The following is a 15,376-nucleotide window of genomic DNA, read 5'->3' on the forward strand; positions in this document are numbered from 1 at the left end:
TTATGTTCGGTAGACGATATTATTTGAATTCAGATTTTCCTCTGGTGAAACAAATGATGGACCCGGATTATGACCTGTTCGCGACCATCGTGGACGAAGGCGGCATGGCGGCGGCGGGGCGGCGGCTGAATATTTCGCCCGCCATGGTGTCGAAGCGGCTGGTTCGGCTGGAGGAGCGGCTGGGCACCCGGCTGATCCACCGGACGACGCGTCGGCTGGCGTTGACCCCGGCGGGCGAGCGGCTGCATGACGATCTGCGCGCGATCATGGCGGCGCTGGATGAGGCGGAGCGGCGCGTGTCCGGCGCTTCGGCGGAGGCGACGGGGACTTTGCGGGTATCGGCGCCGACATCCTTCGGGCGGATGCATGTCGCGCCCTATCTGGGCCGATTTCTGGAAACGCATCCCAAGGTGCGGATGCAGATCGACCTGTCGGACGACTATGCCGACCTGCTGGCAACGCGGGCGGACCTCGCCATTCGCATCAGTGCCGATCCGGGGCCGGGGCTGGCCGCGCGCAGGCTGGCGACCAACCGGCGGGTCTTGTGCGCCGCGCCCGCTTATCTGGAGCGGTTCGGGGTGCCGGAGACGATCTCCGATCTCCGGAAACATCGCTTGCTCGCGGCGGATGGGCAATTGCCCTGGCGACTGATCGGCCCCAGGGGCGCGACTTCCGTCGAAGGTGACAGCCATGTCCGCACGAACAGCAGCGAAATGGTGCGCGAACTGGCGCTTTCGGGCGTGGGGATCGCGCTGCGCTCGCTCTGGGACGTGAGCGACGCGCTGGAACGCGGCGACATTCGGCAGATCATGCCGGATCACGCGGGATCGTCGGATGTCGGCCTTTATGCCGTTCATCTGCCGCAGAATAATCCGCCACTCGCCATCACCGCCTTTGTCGATTTTCTTGGTCAACTCTATGCCCCCAGCCCGCCTTGGGAGCGGTCGGGCATTGCCCCAGCGGAAAAGCAGCCTTTTTGATGCCGTGATTTCCGAGCCGCGAAATGTTCCATTTCGCTCCAAATAACTCTAGAGGCCATCCCATGGACGAAAACACCCGGCGCGCCGCCCTAGACTATCACCGCTATCCGCAACCCGGAAAGCTGAGGATCGAACCGACCAAGCGCATGGTCAACCAGCGCGACTTGGCGCTGGCCTATTCGCCCGGCGTCGCCGCGCCCTGCATCGACATTGCCGAAGATCCCGAAAAGGCGATGGACTATACCGCGCGCGGCAATCTGGTCGCGGTGATCTCCAACGGCACGGCGGTGCTGGGGCTGGGAGCCATCGGCGCGCTGGCTTCCAAGCCGGTAATGGAGGGTAAGGCCGTCCTCTTCAAGAAATTCGCGGATATCGACGTGTTCGACATCGAGGTCGACACCACCGATCCCGAGAAATTCATCGAAGCCGTCGCCCTGCTGGAGCCGACCTTCGGCGGCATCAATCTGGAGGACATCAAGGCGCCGGAATGCTTCGCCATCGAGGCGGAGTTGAAGAAGCGGATGAACATCCCCGTCTTCCACGACGACCAGCATGGCACCGCCATCGTCGTCGCGGCGGCCGTGCGCAACGCGCTGGTGTTGCAGGGCAAGACGCTGGCCGATGCGAAGCTGGTCACGTCCGGCGCGGGCGCCGCGGCACTGGCCTGCGTCGACCTGCTGGTGTCGATGGGGCTGCCGATCGAGAATGTGACGCTGACCGACAAGGATGGCGTCATCCATTCGGAACGCGAGGGCATGTTGCCGAACATGGCCCGCTATGCCCGCACGACCAATGCGCGCACCCTGCCCGACGTGTTGCCGGGCGCGAACCTGTTCCTGGGCCTGTCGGCGCCGGGCGTGCTGAAGCCCGAATGGCTGCCACTGATGGCGCCCAATCCGCTGATCTTCGCGCTCGCCAATCCGGAACCGGAAATCCGCCCGGAAGCGGCGCGAGAAGCCCGCCCCGACGCGATCATCGCGACCGGCCGCTCGGACTATCCCAATCAGGTCAACAACGTCCTGTGCTTCCCCTATATCTTCCGGGGTGCACTCGATGCGCGGGCGACCGAGATAAACGAGGCGATGAAGGTCGCCGCCGCCGACGCCATAGCCAATCTCGCCCGGATGCCCGCCCATGACAGCGTCGCGCAGGCCTATGGCGGGCGCAAGCTGGTCTTCGGGCCGGACTATATCATTCCCACCCCCTTCGACCCCCGCCTGATTGCAGAAATCGCCACCGCCGTCGCCAAGGCGGCGATGGACAGCGGCGTCGCCAAGAAGCAGTTGGACCTCGAAGCCTATAAACGCCAGCTCACGCAGCAGAACACGCGTTCGGCTCAGCTCATGCTGCCGGTGTTCGAAGCTGCACGAGGCACCCAGCGGCGCATCGCCTATGGCGAGGGTGAGGATGAGCGCGTGCTGCGCGCCATTCAGGATGCGCTGGACGAAGGCATCGTCCGCCCGGTCATCGTGGCGCGGCGGCGGATATTGGACCAGAAGCTGCCGGATCTGGGTCTGCGTTTCCAACTGGACCGCGATGTCGAGGTGGTCGATCCCGAAACCGATCATCTGTTGATGGGCGAACTGGTCGAGGCCTATCGGAGCGTTGCCGCGCGGCGGGGCGTATCGTCCAACGAGGTGGTGCGTCATGTCTACCGCCGTCCGAGCGTCACCGCCGCCATGCTGCTGCGCACCGGCCGCGTCGATGCCGCACTGGTCGGCGGCAACAGCGAATATTGGGGCGAGGTCGAGCATGTGCTGCGCATCATCGACCGCACTCCGGGCAACAGCCGTATCTATGCGCTGTCGGGACTCATTCTGGACGCCGGTGCGCTGTTCATCACCGACACCCACATGGTGCCCGATCCGACGCCGGAGCAGATCGCGGAAATGACGCTGTTAGGGGCGACGGAGCTCAAGCATTTCGGCCTGACGCCACGCATAGCGCTGCTCTCGCACTCCAATTTCGGGGCGTCCCACTCGCCCAGCGCGCGCAAGATGCGCGAGGCGCTCAAGCTGGTGAGGAAGGTCGCGCCCGAATTGATGGTCGATGGCGAAATGCATGCCGATGCCGCGCTGAGCCAGGGGTTGCGCGAACGGCTGATCCCGGATTCACGGTTCGAAGGTCCGGCCAATCTGCTGGTCATGCCCAATCTGGATGCGGCGAACATCACGCTGACGGCGCTGTCGGCTTCGTCCAGTTCGCCTACGGTCGGGCCGATGCTGGTGGGGCTGGCGCAGCCGGTCCATGTGCTGACGCCCGGCGTGACGGCGCGGGGAATTTTGAACCTGACCGCCATTGCGGCGGCGGAGGTAGAGCGCGAGGGCTGAAGCCTTAACCTTTTTCTGCGATAATCCGGCGAAGGTTTTTTGCGGTGACGGACGGTTCATGGCGGGACGGATTTCGACAGGGGTGAAGCTGGCGATAGGCGGCGGCATCGCGGCTGTGGCGCTGTTGCTGGGCCTGTCGATGGGACGCGGACGCGACCTTGCGCCGCACCAGCCCGCTGCTGTTCGGGCGACCAAAGCGGCCACCCCAGCCAAGCCCATCGAACGGACCCGCGCCCAGCCCGTAACGGTCGATCCACATGCACTGCTGGTGAAGCGCGTTCTGCCGATCGACGGCCCCTTTCGCCATGGCGACTATGTCTGGGACGAAGGCGGCGCTCCCGCAACGGGACCGGTCATCATCACCGTCGACCTCAAGGCGCAAACGCTATCCGTCTTCCGGGCAGGCTATGAGATCGGATCAGCAGTCATCATCTATGGCGCGGACGACAAGCCCAGTCCGATCGGAGCCTTTCCCATTACGGAGAAGGATGCGGATCATTATTCGCGCACCTACAATAACGCGCCCATGCCCTACACGCTGCGGCTCACCAGCGACGGCGTGGCGATCCACGGCAGCGACGTGCAGTGGGGCAATGCCACCCATGGCTGCATCGGCGTGCCCAAACCCTTCGCGAAAAAGCTGTTCGGCGTGACGAAGCTGGGCGATCTGGTTGTCATCACCGATGGCAAGATGCTCGATACCAGCCATGCCAAACCCGCCTGAGTTGCGCCTCATATCAACGCACCTGCAATAAATTCATCCGGGCTACAGCTTGATTCTCCATGGTAACGTGATCATGTGCGGGGCTTAACCCCTATCGCATCGCAACATGGAGCAGCCGATGGCGCAGGCCAGCCGCGCGGTTCATCCCGCTCTTGTCATTCTTGCACTCTCCATGGGGGCCTTCGCCATCGGCACGACCGAATTCGCGGCGATGAGTCTGTTGCCCTTTTTCGCGGACGATCTTCGGATCAGCGAGCCGATGGCGGGCCATGCGATCAGCGCCTATGCGCTGGGTGTGGTAGTCGGAGCACCCCTGATCGCCGTGCTTGGCGCGCGGTTGCCCCGGCGGACGCTGCTGATCGGATTGATGGCCCTGTTCGCGATCGGCAATGGCCTCAGCGCCGTTTCGCCCGATTATGCGACCATGCTTCTGTTCCGCTTTCTGAGCGGCCTGCCCCATGGCGCCTATTTCGGCGTTGCGGCGCTGGTGGCGGCGTCTCTGGTGCCGAGCGACCGGCGAGCGCTAGCGGTGGCGCGGGTGATGACCGGCCTTACCGTCGCGACCGTCATCGGCGTGCCGGTGGCCAATTGGATGGGACAGGCGCTTGGGTGGCGCTGGGGCTTTGGCATTGTCGCGCTGCTGGCGATGATCACGATGACGCTGGTAGCGCTGTATGCGCCACGCGACGCGGGCGATCCGGAGGCCAGCCCGATGCGGGAACTGGGCGCGTTGCGGGAACCACAGGTGCTGCTGACGCTGCTGACCGGAGCGATCGGTTTCGGCGGGATGTTCGCCGTCTATACCTATGTCGCGTCGACCATGATTTCGGTGACCCATGTGTCGGAGCGGCTGGTGCCGGTGGTGCTGGCGATCTTCGGCATCGGTCTGACCATCGGCAATCTCGTCGCGGCCTGGGCGGCGGATCGGGCGCAGAGCCGAACGGCGGTCATCGTGCTGCTGTGGAGCGCTGCGTCGCTGGCGCTGTTCCCGTTGATGGCGGGGAATATCTGGAGCCTGTCGCTGGTGATCTTCCTGATCGGCTGTGGCGGGGGTCTGGGCAGCGTGCTTCAGACCCGGTTGATGGACGTGGCGGGCGATGCGCAGACGCTGGCGGCGGCGGCGCATCACGCCGCCTTCAATCTCGCCAATGCGCTGGGGCCGTGGTTGGGCGGCATGGCGATTGCGGCGGGCTATGGCTTTACTTCGACCGGGTGGATCGGCGCGGCGCTGGCGCTGGCAGGTCTCGCAATCTTTCTATTCGCACTGAACCAGCGTCAGCGCTCGATGCGGCTGGCGCCCATTGCTTGCGAATGAGCGGGCTGCCGCTGGTTCACAAACCGCTCTAATCCGGCTTGCAGAGAGGGTAACCAGCGCTGTCGCGCGCCTGGAGCGCGGCAGCGGCGTCGCTCGCGATGCGCGGAAAACTGACGCCTTCGAGCGAACCCCGCCCTTTGCAGACATCGGCGCACTTCATGTCGACCACGCCGGGAAACGCTATCTGATCGCCGTCATATTGCGCGACGACAATGCAATGATCGCTGTGGGAGAAGCTGAGGATCAGCTTGTCACCTGCGCGGCGCGCCGAACCTCCACCCGTGCAGCTTTGATCTTCCCCGAAGGTCGCTTCCAGGCCGAAGCGGTAATCGCCATTCTTCGCCGGGATCACGCAAAGCGCATCGCGGCCCGCCTCATGGGTGCGCTGGTAGAGGCCGATGGCCGGAATTTGCGCCGCATCCTCAATCACGCCGGTTTCAATGGCTGCGCGTTCGAGGCCCGAACCTGTCTGGACGCCGGTCTCATGTCGGCCCGGCGCTGGCGCAGCTTCACGCTGGCACGCAGCGAGCAGGACCAGCGCGCCCAGGCTAATCAGCCGCATCGGCGTCCGGCGTGACCGGCGCAAGGCCTTCCGGGCCGATACGGCGGAAGAAGCAGGAGCGGGCGCCCGTATGGCAGGTGGGACCGGCGGGGACGGCCTTCACCCAGACGGCGTCCTGATCGCAATCGATGCGAAGGTCGCGGACTTCCAGCATATGGCCGGAGGTTTCGCCCTTTTTCCAGAGCGACTGGCGGCTGCGCGACCAGAAATGAGCGAAGCCGGTGTCGATCGTGAGCTTGAGCGCCTCTGCATTCATATGCGCGACCATCAGCACGTCGCCGCTGTCCACATCGGTGACGACGGCGGTGATCAGGCCGTCTCGGTCATATTTGGGGTTGAGGGTCAGGCCTCTGTCGCGCGCTTCGTCCATCAGCGGGCTATAGAGCGCACGGAGCCTCATGCGAAGCCCCGATTATCAAGGGATAAGGGAGAAAATGGGGCGATCGACGGGATCCGAACCCGCGACCTCCGGTACCACAAACCGGCGCTCTAACCAACTGAGCTACGATCGCCACAAGGGCCGTGCCCCTGAGAGAAGGGCGACATATGCGGCCCATCCCGCGCCGTCAAGCGGCCTGATGCCGAAAAGAGCATGAGGCCAAAATAAAAAAGAAAAGGGGTGACGAGCCTGACGCCCTCACCCCTTTTCATGCCTTTCGGAAATGGGCACGCGCATGGGAGACTGGCTCCGTGCCGCTGCGCCCAAATCCTGAAACTTCTCTCCGTAAAACTTTCGCCAACCGCGACGCCGGCTCTAAAAAAACAGACAAAGGCGCTCCTTGAAAGAGCGCCCCTGGACCTTTTAGTTGACCGAATCCTTCAGACCCTTGCCGGCCTTGAACTTCGGCTGAGCCGAAGCCTTGATCGTCATCGTTTCGCCGGTGCGCGGGTTGCGGCCGGTCGAAGCCTTGCGCTGCGAAACGGAAAAAGTGCCGAAACCGACCAGGCGAACTTCGTCGCCCTTCTTCAGCGAGCCGGTGATGGCATCAAAAACGCCCTCGACGGCCTTGCTGGCGTCGCTCTTGGAAAGGCCGCTGCTCTCAGCCACTGCGCTGATAAGATCCTGCTTGTTCATGCCTTGGGAACCCCCTTCTAGCTGTTTGGATAACTTAGGAATCGCGGCGTAGGCGGCGCAATAAGGCGCAGCTTTCGGGCCTTGTCAAAGGGAAAGCTGCATCGACGGCTACTCAGACAAGATTTTATGTCAAAACCTTGTTGAATAGCCGTCAAACCCTATGTTTTCTGATCCGGTTCAGTGCCGGATGGAGGCTTCCCCGTCCCGTCCCTGCGCCGGATTCGGCTGGGCGGCCAGATCGTCTTCCTCGGTCCAGGCGATTGCTTCCGGCTTCGACATCAGCGCACGGGCCAGCACCTCGTCCACATGGGATACGGGAACGATTTCCAGCCCTTCCCGGATATTGGCCGGAATCTCCGCCAGATCCTTCTCATTTTCGGCAGGGATCAGCACCGTCTTAATGCCCCCGCGCAGGGCCGCGAGCAGCTTTTCCTTAAGGCCGCCGATCGGCAGTACCCGGCCACGCAGCGTGACTTCGCCGGTCATCGCCACATCCTTGTGGACCGGGATGCCCGTCAGCGTCGATACGATGGTCGTGACCATGCCGATGCCCGCCGACGGACCGTCCTTCGGCACCGCGCCTTCGGGAAGGTGGATGTGGATGTCCTTGCGGGTGAAGATGCTGGGCTTGATTCCATAGCCGGGCGAGCGCGCTTTCACATAGGAGAAGGCGGCCTGAACCGACTCGTTCATGACCTCGCCCAGCTTGCCGGTCGTCCGGATTGCGCCCTTGCCGGGCACCGTCACTGCCTCGATGGTCAGCAATTCGCCGCCCACCTCGGTCCAGGCCAAGCCCGTCACCGCGCCGATCTGATGCTCTTCCTCACCCACGCCATGGCGGAATTTCCGCACGCCGGCATAGTCGGCCAGATTTTCCGGCGTGATGACGACCTTGTCATAAGCGCCTTCGAGAATCTTGCGCAGCGCCTTGCGGGCAAGACGCGCTATTTCGCGTTCCAGCGTGCGGACGCCCGCTTCCCGCGTGTAATAGCGGATCAGGTCGCGGACCGCCTGCTCGGTGACCTCGAACTCGCCTTCCTTAAGGCCGTGGGCATCGATCTGCTTGGCGAGCAGGTGACGCTGGGCGATTTCGACCTTCTCATCCTCGGTATAGCCTTCGAGCCGGATGATCTCCATGCGGTCGAGCAGCGGCTGCGGCAGATTGAGCGAGTTGGCCGTCGTCACGAACATGATGTCGGACAGATCGACGTCGATCTCCAGATAATGATCCTGGAACTTGCTGTTCTGTTCGGGGTCCAGCACCTCCAGCAGAGCCGAGGCCGGATCGCCGCGGAAATCCTGACCCAGCTTGTCGATCTCATCCAGCAGGAAGAGCGGGTTCATCGTCCCGGCCTTCTTGAGATTGGTCACGATCTTGCCCGGCAGCGAGCCGATATAGGTGCGGCGGTGGCCGCGGATTTCCGCTTCGTCGCGCACGCCGCCCAGCGACTGGCGCACGAATTCGCGGCCCGTCGCCTTGGCGATCGAACGGCCAAGCGAGGTCTTGCCGACGCCCGGAGGGCCGACAAGGCACAGGATCGGCCCCTTCAGCTTGTTGGTGCGCGCTTGAACCGCCAGATATTCGATGATCCGGTCCTTGACCTTCTCCAGCGCGAAATGATCCTCGTCCAGGATCGCCTGCGCTTTCTTGAGGTCGGTCTTGACCTTGCCCTTCTTGCCCCAGGGCAGGCCGAGCAGCACATCGAGATAGTTGCGCACGACCGTCGCTTCGGCCGACATGGGCTGCATGCCCTTGAGCTTCTTGAGCTCCGCTGTCGCCTTGGCGCGGGCTTCCTTGCTGAGCTTGGCCTTGGCGATCTTTTCGGTGAGTTCGGCAAGCTCGTCGCCTTCCTCGCCTTCGCCATTGCCCAGCTCGCGCTGGATCGCCTTCAACTGCTCGTTCAGATAATATTCGCGCTGGGTCTTTTCCATTTGCCGCTTCACGCGGCCACGGATCTTCTTCTCGACCTGGAGCACGCCCAGCTCGCCTTCCATGAAGGCGAAGACCATCTCCAGCCGCTTGACCGGATCAGCCTCGACCAGCAGCGACTGCTTGTCGGCAACCTTGACGTTGATATTGGCGGCGATGGCATCGGCCAGACGCCCCGCATCCTCAATCTCGCGCAACTGCACCGGCGTTTCGGCTGGCAGTTTCTTGTTGAGCTTCGCGTAATTTTCGAACTGTTCGGCCACAGAGCGCATCAGCGCGGCGGCTTCGGGGCCATCGGCGGCCAGTTCCTCGACCTCGGTCACATCGGCAACCATATGGCCATCGGCATTGGCGATGCCGCCAAGCCGGGCGCGCTGCTTGCCCTCCACCAGCACGCGGACCGTGCCGTCGGGCAGCTTCAGCAATTGCAGGACCACGGCAATGACGCCGGTATCGTAGAGCGAATCCTGACCCGGATCATCCTCTGCGGGGTCGAGCTGGGAAACGAGGAAGATTTCCTTGTCGCCTTCCATCGCTGATTCGAGCGCGGAAACGCTTTTGTCGCGGCCTACGAAGAGCGGCACGATCATCTGCGGGAAGACGACGATGTCGCGCAGCGGAAGAAGGGGATATTGCGTAGTCATTCACTCTCCGGGGCGCTTATTCCACCCAGTCATGCGGTTCATCGCCTTTATGGGGAGAGTCACCGCATGGTTCAATCATGCCTTATAGATCCCGAATGATGAATAAGGGCTGATCCTGTCATAAGTTCAATCAGAAAGGCAATTTAAAGCCGGGGGGCAGCGGCAGGCCGGCGGTCATCTTGCCCATTTCGGCGTTGGAGACTTCGTCGGCCTTCTTGCGCGCATCGTTGAACGCGGCGGTGACAAGATCCTCCAGCATCTGCTTTTCCGTAGGGGAAAGCAGGCTGTCATCGATGGCGACGCCCAATATGCGGCCCTTGGCGGAGGCGCGAACCTTCACAAGACCGCCGCCGGCCGAACCTTCGACCTCCAGCTTGTCGAGATTTTCCTGGGCGCGTTGCAATTCTTCCTGCACGCGGCTCGCCATGCCTAGAATTTCATTCAAATCTTTCATCGCTCTGCGCTCCATTGTTCAAGCTCATCGCTAAGCTCGGCATCGGGGAAAGCGGCCAACGCCGCCTTGACCACCGGGGTTTCCATGATTTCCGCGCGGGCGTCCGCCGCCTTGCGCATTTCCTGTTCGAGCAGGGTCGGCACCGCGGCGCCGTCGCTTTGCGTGACGCGCCAGGCCACGCCAGTGACTTCACGCAGCGCCGGGGTGATGCGGCCCACGAAGCCAGGCAGCAGCGAGGGTGCTCCGGTAAAGTCCAGTTCCGGCGGGGCGTAGCGGGTCACGCCGATGCAATCGTGCATTTCCTGCGCGAGCTGGCCTTTGCCCTTTTGCCAGAAAGCTTCGATGAGATCTTCAAAGCTGGCGGGAAGGTTGGCCGCAGGCGCGCCGGAGGATGGCGCAGCGGATGCTTGACCGGGGGCAGCAGCGGCGGGCGCGCCTTCGCGAAGCAGGCGGGCGATCTCGCCCGGATCGGGCATGGTCGCGGCCTGCATTACGCGCAGCAGCGCCATTTCGCACGACTCGATGGGCAGAGCGGCGCTGGCGACCTCGTCATGGCCCTTGAGCAGAAGCTGCCAGAGGCGGTGGAGCGGCGCGAAGCCCAATTGCGAGGCCCAGTCGGCCAGCGCTTCGCGTTCTTCGGCGGACTGGCCGGGATTGGCGATGTCGCGCCCAGCCTTCACCAGCGTCACGGCGTGAACCAGTTCGAGCAAGCCGCGCATTAGCGACAGCGGCTCGACGCCCAGCGCATATTGGTCGCGCACCGCGCCGAGCAGCGCGCCTGTGTCGCCTTCGAGCAAAAGCCCAAGCAAGCGCCGGGTTGAACCGCGATCCGACAGGCCCAGCATGTCGCGGACCTGGGTGGCGGTAACGAGTGGTGCCCCTTCGCCCATTTCGGCATGGGCAATGGCTTGGTCCAGGATGGAAAGGCCGTCGCGGGCAGACCCTTCGGCCGCCTGGGCGATGAGCGACAGTGCGTCGGGTTCGGCGGCGACCGACTCGGATTCGACCACATGGGCGAAGTGGGCCGCGAGCAGCTCCGCAGGGATGCGACGCAGGTCGAAGCGCTGACAGCGGGACAAGACCGTCACCGGCACCTTGTTCACTTCGGTCGTCGCGAAGAGGAATTTCACATGCGCAGGGGGTTCCTCCAGCGTCTTGAGGAGCGCGTTGAACGCGTTCTTCGAGAGCATGTGAACTTCGTCGATGATGTAAATCTTGTAGCGGGCGGAGACAGCGGCGTAGCGCACCGCCTCGATGATCTCGCGCACATCGTCGACGCCGGTATGGCTGGCGGCGTCCATTTCGACCACGTCGATATGACGGCCTTCGGCAATCGCCCGGCAGGGCTCACAGACGCCGCAGGGGTCGATGGTCGGGCCGCCCTGCCCGTCCGGGCCGATGCAGTTGAGCGCCTTGGCGATCAGGCGGGCAGTGGAGGTCTTACCCACCCCGCGCACGCCGGTCATCAGAAAGGCATGAGCCAGTCGGCCGCGCCGGATCGCGTTGCCCAGCGTCTGGACCATGGCGTCCTGTCCGATCAGTTCCCGGAAATTGCGCGGGCGATATTTGCGCGCAAGCACGCGATAGGGCTGAGGGGAATCGGACATTCGGTCAGTCTAGCGGCTTGGGGCGAGGCTGTCGAAGCCGGAAAGCCTTTGAGGGGCGGGTTTTGTTTCGCTGCCGGATGAGGACATCGACGCTGCGATGAATGGAGGTGGGAGCCGGAACGACCCGCAGCGAAATCACTGTGGCTGCTTCCGTCAGGATCTGACCAGGTTCGCGACGACTACGTCCGCCCGACTCCCGGCGCGGCATATGGCGAAAGGCGGCGGGGATGGCAAGGGCGCTATTATTGCCGACGTTGCAAACATCCTCGCCCCGCCCGTCCGCGGGGGGAGGAAGCAGATCGTCATTCGAGGCCTGTCTTCTGCGCTTTTCCAACGAAATCCAGCGCGGCTCGGGCAGTTTCGGCTATGGCGGCTTCGGCAGCCTTGGCGTCTACCGTGGGGCGATCGAGATAAATGGCGAGGATATATTCCTCTCCGGCGGGCGACTTCACCAGCGCCACATCATTATAGGCGGTGCCGCAGCTTCCGGTCTTGCTGCCGGAAGTCCAGTCCTTGGGAAGGCCTGCCTTGATGCGGTTGGTGCCGGTGGTGCTGGCGTTCAGCCAGCCGCGCAACTTGCCGGCGCTCTCGGTTTTGAGGTCGCGAAAGATCAGGCGTCCCATCAGCCCGGCCATGGCGGCTGGGCTGGTGGTGTCGCGCTCGTCACCCTCGACATTCTCATTGAGCGTGGGTTCCGTCCGGTCGAGGCGGGTCACGGTGTCGCCATGAGCGCGGATGAACTTCGTAAGGCCTTCCGGGCCGCCGATCATCGGAAGCAACAGGTTGGCGGCGCTGTTGTCGCTGACCTCTACGGCAGCGGCGGCCAGTTCCTCCATCGACATGCGCCCACGCTTGGCGTTCTTCTTGACGACCGGGGCATAGTCCAGAATGTCCGCCTTGGTGAAGCTGATCTGGCCTTCGAGGCCGAATTTGCCGCCTTCCGCGCCCGTCAGGATGGCTGCCGCGAGCGGCGCCTTGAAGGTCGAGCACATGGCGAAACGTTCGTCGCGGTTGAAACCCAGGATCAGCGCGCCCTTGCTGTCGACCAGCGCGACGCCCAACCGGCCGCCGGTTTCGGTTTCGATCTCCTTAGGATTGCGGACCGATTTCATGGCCGATTCGCTCACCATATAGCGGGGCGGCGGCGGGAGGAGCGACTGGCGGGGGGCTTCATCCTGCGCCCAAGCCGGGGCGGCAAGCAGCAGGGCCGCAAAGATCAGGCGCTTGGGCAAGCTTACATTCCCTGCATATTGTATGATTCGCCGGGGATGCGCACGGTCAGGCTTTCGAGCTTCTCGTCCAGTATGATCTGGCAGGACAGGCGGCTGGTGCGGGTCGCCGCGGCGGCGAGGTCCAGCATGTCCTCCTCATCCTCGCTCGCCTTTTTGAGCTTGGCGAAGTCGGCGGCGTCGACGATGACATGACAGGTGGAGCAGGCCATCTGGCCTTCGCAAGTGCCCTCTAGCGGTTGTCCCGCGGCTTGGGCGACGTCCAGCAGGACCGATCCGGCCGGTGCTTCAACCTCCTGCTTATGCTCTCCATCGGCGCTGATGAAGATTACCCTAGTCATGGTGCGACGTTCCCCGCTTTTCTTCAAGGCGCCCATATTTGGGCTGCCTCATTCAATATCCTCGCGGCATCCTCCAGTTCGGCCAGCGTCGTGTACCGGCCAAAGCCGATCCGCACCGATCCACGCGCCTCCGCGTCTGAAAGGCCAAGTGCGCGCAGCACATGGCTAGGCCGCCCGGACCCACTTGCGCAAGCGCTGCCGAGCGAAAAAGCGACATCGCGGCATTCCGACAACAGCCGCGCGCCGTCCACTCCAGCCCGGCGAAGGTTGAGATTGCCGGGATAGCGACAGGTTTCGCTGCCGTTGAGCGTCCATTGGGAGAAGAGGTCGCGGGCGGCTGTCCAAAGCGATTCGACATGGGCGCGGTCGGTTTCGGCGCGCTCCCGCATCAAGCGGGCGGCGGCACCGAAACCCGCGCAGAGAGCGGGCGAAAGGGTGCCCGAACGCAGGCCGCCTTCCTGCCCGCCGCCATGGATGACGGGGGTGAGATCGACACCCTCGCGAAGCCAGAGAGCGCCGACGCCTTTGGGGCCGTGGATTTTGTGGGCGCTGATCGCGACCATGTCGCATAAGGGCGGAATGGGAACGCGGCCATAGCCTTGCACGGCGTCGCAGAGAAAGAGGGCGCCCGCACGGTGGGCAAGCTCGGCCAGTTCCGCAACCGGCTGAATGACGCCGATTTCATTGTTGACCAGCATGACCGCGACCAAGGCCACGCCGGGGCGGATGGCTTTGGCGGCCTGGTCGAGATCCACTAGGCCGTCGGAGCCCACAGGAAGGATGGCGACGTCGCGCCCCGCCCTGCCCTGCGCTTCGACAGTGTCGAGAACGGCGGCATGTTCGGTGGCGACAGTGACGATTCCGCCCGAAGGCGCACCCTGGATCGCCATGTTCAGCGCTTCGGTAGCGCCCGAAGTGAAGAGGAGGCGGCCGCCCTCCGGAAGCAGCTTCAGGATTTCGGCGCGCGCGACCTCGACCTGTGCGGCGGCGACTCGGCCCAGGCGGTGGGCGCTATGGGGATTGGCGAACTGGTCGCGGAGCAGCGGGACCATGGCGTCAAAGGCTTCGGGCGCGAGCGGCGTGGTCGCTTGATAGTCGAGATAGATGGTCATCGGGGGCGCGCCGCCATGCTGGTCCAGGATTCGATGAAGCGGTCTATGTCGGCTTCGCTGGTGGCGGGGCCAAAGCTGACGCGGATGACTTCGCCTGCCTGCGCTTCGTCCCAACCCATGGCGTGGAGGACATGGCTGGTCTTGAGCGAGCCGGAGGAACAGGCGCTGCCCGCCGAGACGGAAATGCCCGCAAGGTCGAACTGGATAAGCTGGGCGCGGGCCGAAAGGCCGGGCATGCGGTAGCTGGCGATATTCGGGATGCGCGGGGCATTGCGCGCGACGATCTCGCCGCCGGATGCTTCGATGGCGTCATCCAGTTTGGCGCGCAGGGTGGCCGCCTTGGGAAGCCAGTCGGTGCGGGCTTCCAGCGCTGCCGCCATGGCGAGGATGGCGGGGAGGTTTTCCGTGCCTGCGCGGTAGCCCTGTTCCTGGCCGCCGCTGGGGTGGATCAGGGTTAGATCCTTGATGAGCAACGCACCAATCCCAGGAGGGCCGCCGAATTTATGCGCGCTGATGGCGATCATGTCGGCGTTGGGGAGAGGGAGTTTGGCGGCGCTCTGGGCGCAGTCCGCGAAAAGGATGACGCCCTCGCGGTCGATCTCTTCCAGGGACTGGATCACGCCGGTTTCATTATTGACGTGCTGGATGGCGAGGAGGCTTTTTCCGCCGTCATTAACGTGCAAACAGGAATGATGAATAAGGAGGCCGTTGATATCCACCTCCAGCCGCTCAGCCTCCGGTGTCACGCGCAAGACCGAATCATGCTCGACCGGCGATGTCAGGATGCGTCCCGCCTTGCTGCGGGTCAGCGCGATCGCAATGGCTTCGCTGGCGCCGGAGGTGAAGATGACATGCCCGTCCCAACCCAGCGCAGAACCGATCCGACGGCGAGCGTCCTCCAGCGCGGCGCGGGCTGCGCGGCCGTCGCCATGCGGGCTGGAGGGATTGGACCAGCTTTCCAGCGCCTCCATCATCGCCGCTTGCGCCTGCGGCAATATCGGCGTGGTGGCGGCATGATCCAGATAGAGACGGTGGGAAGCCACGGACGGAAGACACTCATTGATTGCGGAAAT

Annotated in this window: 14 protein-coding genes, 1 tRNA gene and 1 other RNA gene; 4 read left to right on the plus strand and 12 right to left on the minus strand. The window is 63.8% G+C overall.

What is annotated here, in order from left to right; all coding sequences use genetic code 11:
* Nucleotides 1–53 precede the first annotated feature (53 nt).
* From VVT58_RS05125 to VVT58_RS05140, 4 genes are all read left to right on the plus strand, one after another.
* The gene (locus tag VVT58_RS05125; RefSeq protein ID WP_327754702.1) at nucleotides 54–980 is read left to right on the plus strand and encodes a LysR family transcriptional regulator; all 927 of its coding nucleotides are present in this window, start codon (nucleotides 54–56) and stop codon (nucleotides 978–980) included.
* A 62-nt stretch (nucleotides 981–1,042) separates the two neighbouring features.
* Nucleotides 1,043–3,310 (plus strand): NADP-dependent malic enzyme, encoded by a 2,268-nt coding sequence (locus tag VVT58_RS05130; RefSeq protein WP_327754667.1) that lies wholly within the window; start codon nucleotides 1,043–1,045, stop codon nucleotides 3,308–3,310.
* Nucleotides 3,311–3,368: 58 nt separating this feature from the next.
* Complete coding sequence (locus tag VVT58_RS05135; protein WP_327754666.1) at nucleotides 3,369–4,034, plus strand: L,D-transpeptidase family protein; 666 nt, start codon at nucleotides 3,369–3,371, stop codon at nucleotides 4,032–4,034.
* A 118-nt stretch (nucleotides 4,035–4,152) separates the two neighbouring features.
* Entirely contained in the window at nucleotides 4,153–5,349 is a 1,197-nt protein-coding gene (locus tag VVT58_RS05140) for an MFS transporter (protein WP_327754665.1), read from the plus strand.
* A 28-nt stretch (nucleotides 5,350–5,377) separates the two neighbouring features.
* Here the strand turns inward: VVT58_RS05140 and VVT58_RS05145 are convergent, their stop codons facing one another.
* The 12 genes from VVT58_RS05145 to VVT58_RS05200 form a co-directional block, all read right to left on the minus strand.
* Nucleotides 5,378–5,911, minus strand: a complete 534-nt coding sequence (locus VVT58_RS05145) for a hypothetical protein (protein ID WP_327754664.1) — start codon at nucleotides 5,909–5,911, stop codon at nucleotides 5,378–5,380.
* Complete coding sequence (hisI, locus tag VVT58_RS05150) at nucleotides 5,898–6,281, minus strand: phosphoribosyl-AMP cyclohydrolase (protein ID WP_327754701.1); 384 nt, start codon at nucleotides 6,279–6,281, stop codon at nucleotides 5,898–5,900. The genes VVT58_RS05145 and hisI overlap by 14 nt, the downstream gene beginning before the upstream one ends.
* Nucleotides 6,282–6,346: 65 nt before the next feature.
* Nucleotides 6,347–6,423, minus strand: a tRNA-His gene (locus VVT58_RS05155).
* 290 nt (nucleotides 6,424–6,713) lie between these two features.
* Entirely contained in the window at nucleotides 6,714–6,986 is a 273-nt protein-coding gene (locus VVT58_RS05160) for an HU family DNA-binding protein (RefSeq protein WP_313801949.1), read from the minus strand.
* Nucleotides 6,987–7,163: 177 nt separating this feature from the next.
* Entirely contained in the window at nucleotides 7,164–9,560 is a 2,397-nt protein-coding gene (lon, locus tag VVT58_RS05165; protein ID WP_327754663.1) for an endopeptidase La, read from the minus strand.
* 130 nt (nucleotides 9,561–9,690) lie between these two features.
* Entirely contained in the window at nucleotides 9,691–10,014 is a 324-nt protein-coding gene (locus VVT58_RS05170) for a YbaB/EbfC family nucleoid-associated protein (RefSeq protein WP_066561731.1), read from the minus strand.
* Nucleotides 10,011–11,621 carry a DNA polymerase III subunit gamma/tau gene (locus VVT58_RS05175; RefSeq protein ID WP_327754662.1) on the minus strand — a complete coding sequence of 537 codons (1,611 nt, stop codon included), beginning with the start codon at nucleotides 11,619–11,621 and terminating at the stop codon, nucleotides 10,011–10,013. Before VVT58_RS05175 ends, VVT58_RS05170 begins: the two co-directional genes overlap by 4 nt.
* Nucleotides 11,622–11,724: 103 nt before the next feature.
* Nucleotides 11,725–11,822, minus strand: an RNA gene (ffs, locus tag VVT58_RS05180) — signal recognition particle sRNA small type.
* A gap of 101 nt (nucleotides 11,823–11,923) precedes the next feature.
* Entirely contained in the window at nucleotides 11,924–12,853 is a 930-nt protein-coding gene (gene blaSGM / locus VVT58_RS05185) for an SGM family class A beta-lactamase (protein ID WP_405053723.1), read from the minus strand.
* A gap of 2 nt (nucleotides 12,854–12,855) precedes the next feature.
* Nucleotides 12,856–13,191, minus strand: coding sequence for a 2Fe-2S iron-sulfur cluster-binding protein (locus VVT58_RS05190; RefSeq protein ID WP_066561729.1), 336 nt, complete (start codon nucleotides 13,189–13,191; stop codon nucleotides 12,856–12,858).
* Between the two features lie 23 nt (nucleotides 13,192–13,214).
* Nucleotides 13,215–14,303, minus strand: a complete 1,089-nt coding sequence (locus tag VVT58_RS05195; protein ID WP_327754661.1) for a cysteine desulfurase family protein — start codon at nucleotides 14,301–14,303, stop codon at nucleotides 13,215–13,217.
* Nucleotides 14,300–15,346, minus strand: coding sequence for an aminotransferase class V-fold PLP-dependent enzyme (locus VVT58_RS05200; protein ID WP_327754660.1), 1,047 nt, complete (start codon nucleotides 15,344–15,346; stop codon nucleotides 14,300–14,302). The genes VVT58_RS05195 and VVT58_RS05200 overlap by 4 nt, the downstream gene beginning before the upstream one ends.
* Between the last annotated feature and the right edge of the window lie 30 nt (nucleotides 15,347–15,376).

The sequence above is a fragment of the Sphingobium sp. SJ10-10 genome (assembly GCF_036038995.2).
In the GTDB taxonomy this organism is placed as follows: Bacteria; Pseudomonadota; Alphaproteobacteria; order Sphingomonadales; family Sphingomonadaceae; genus Sphingobium.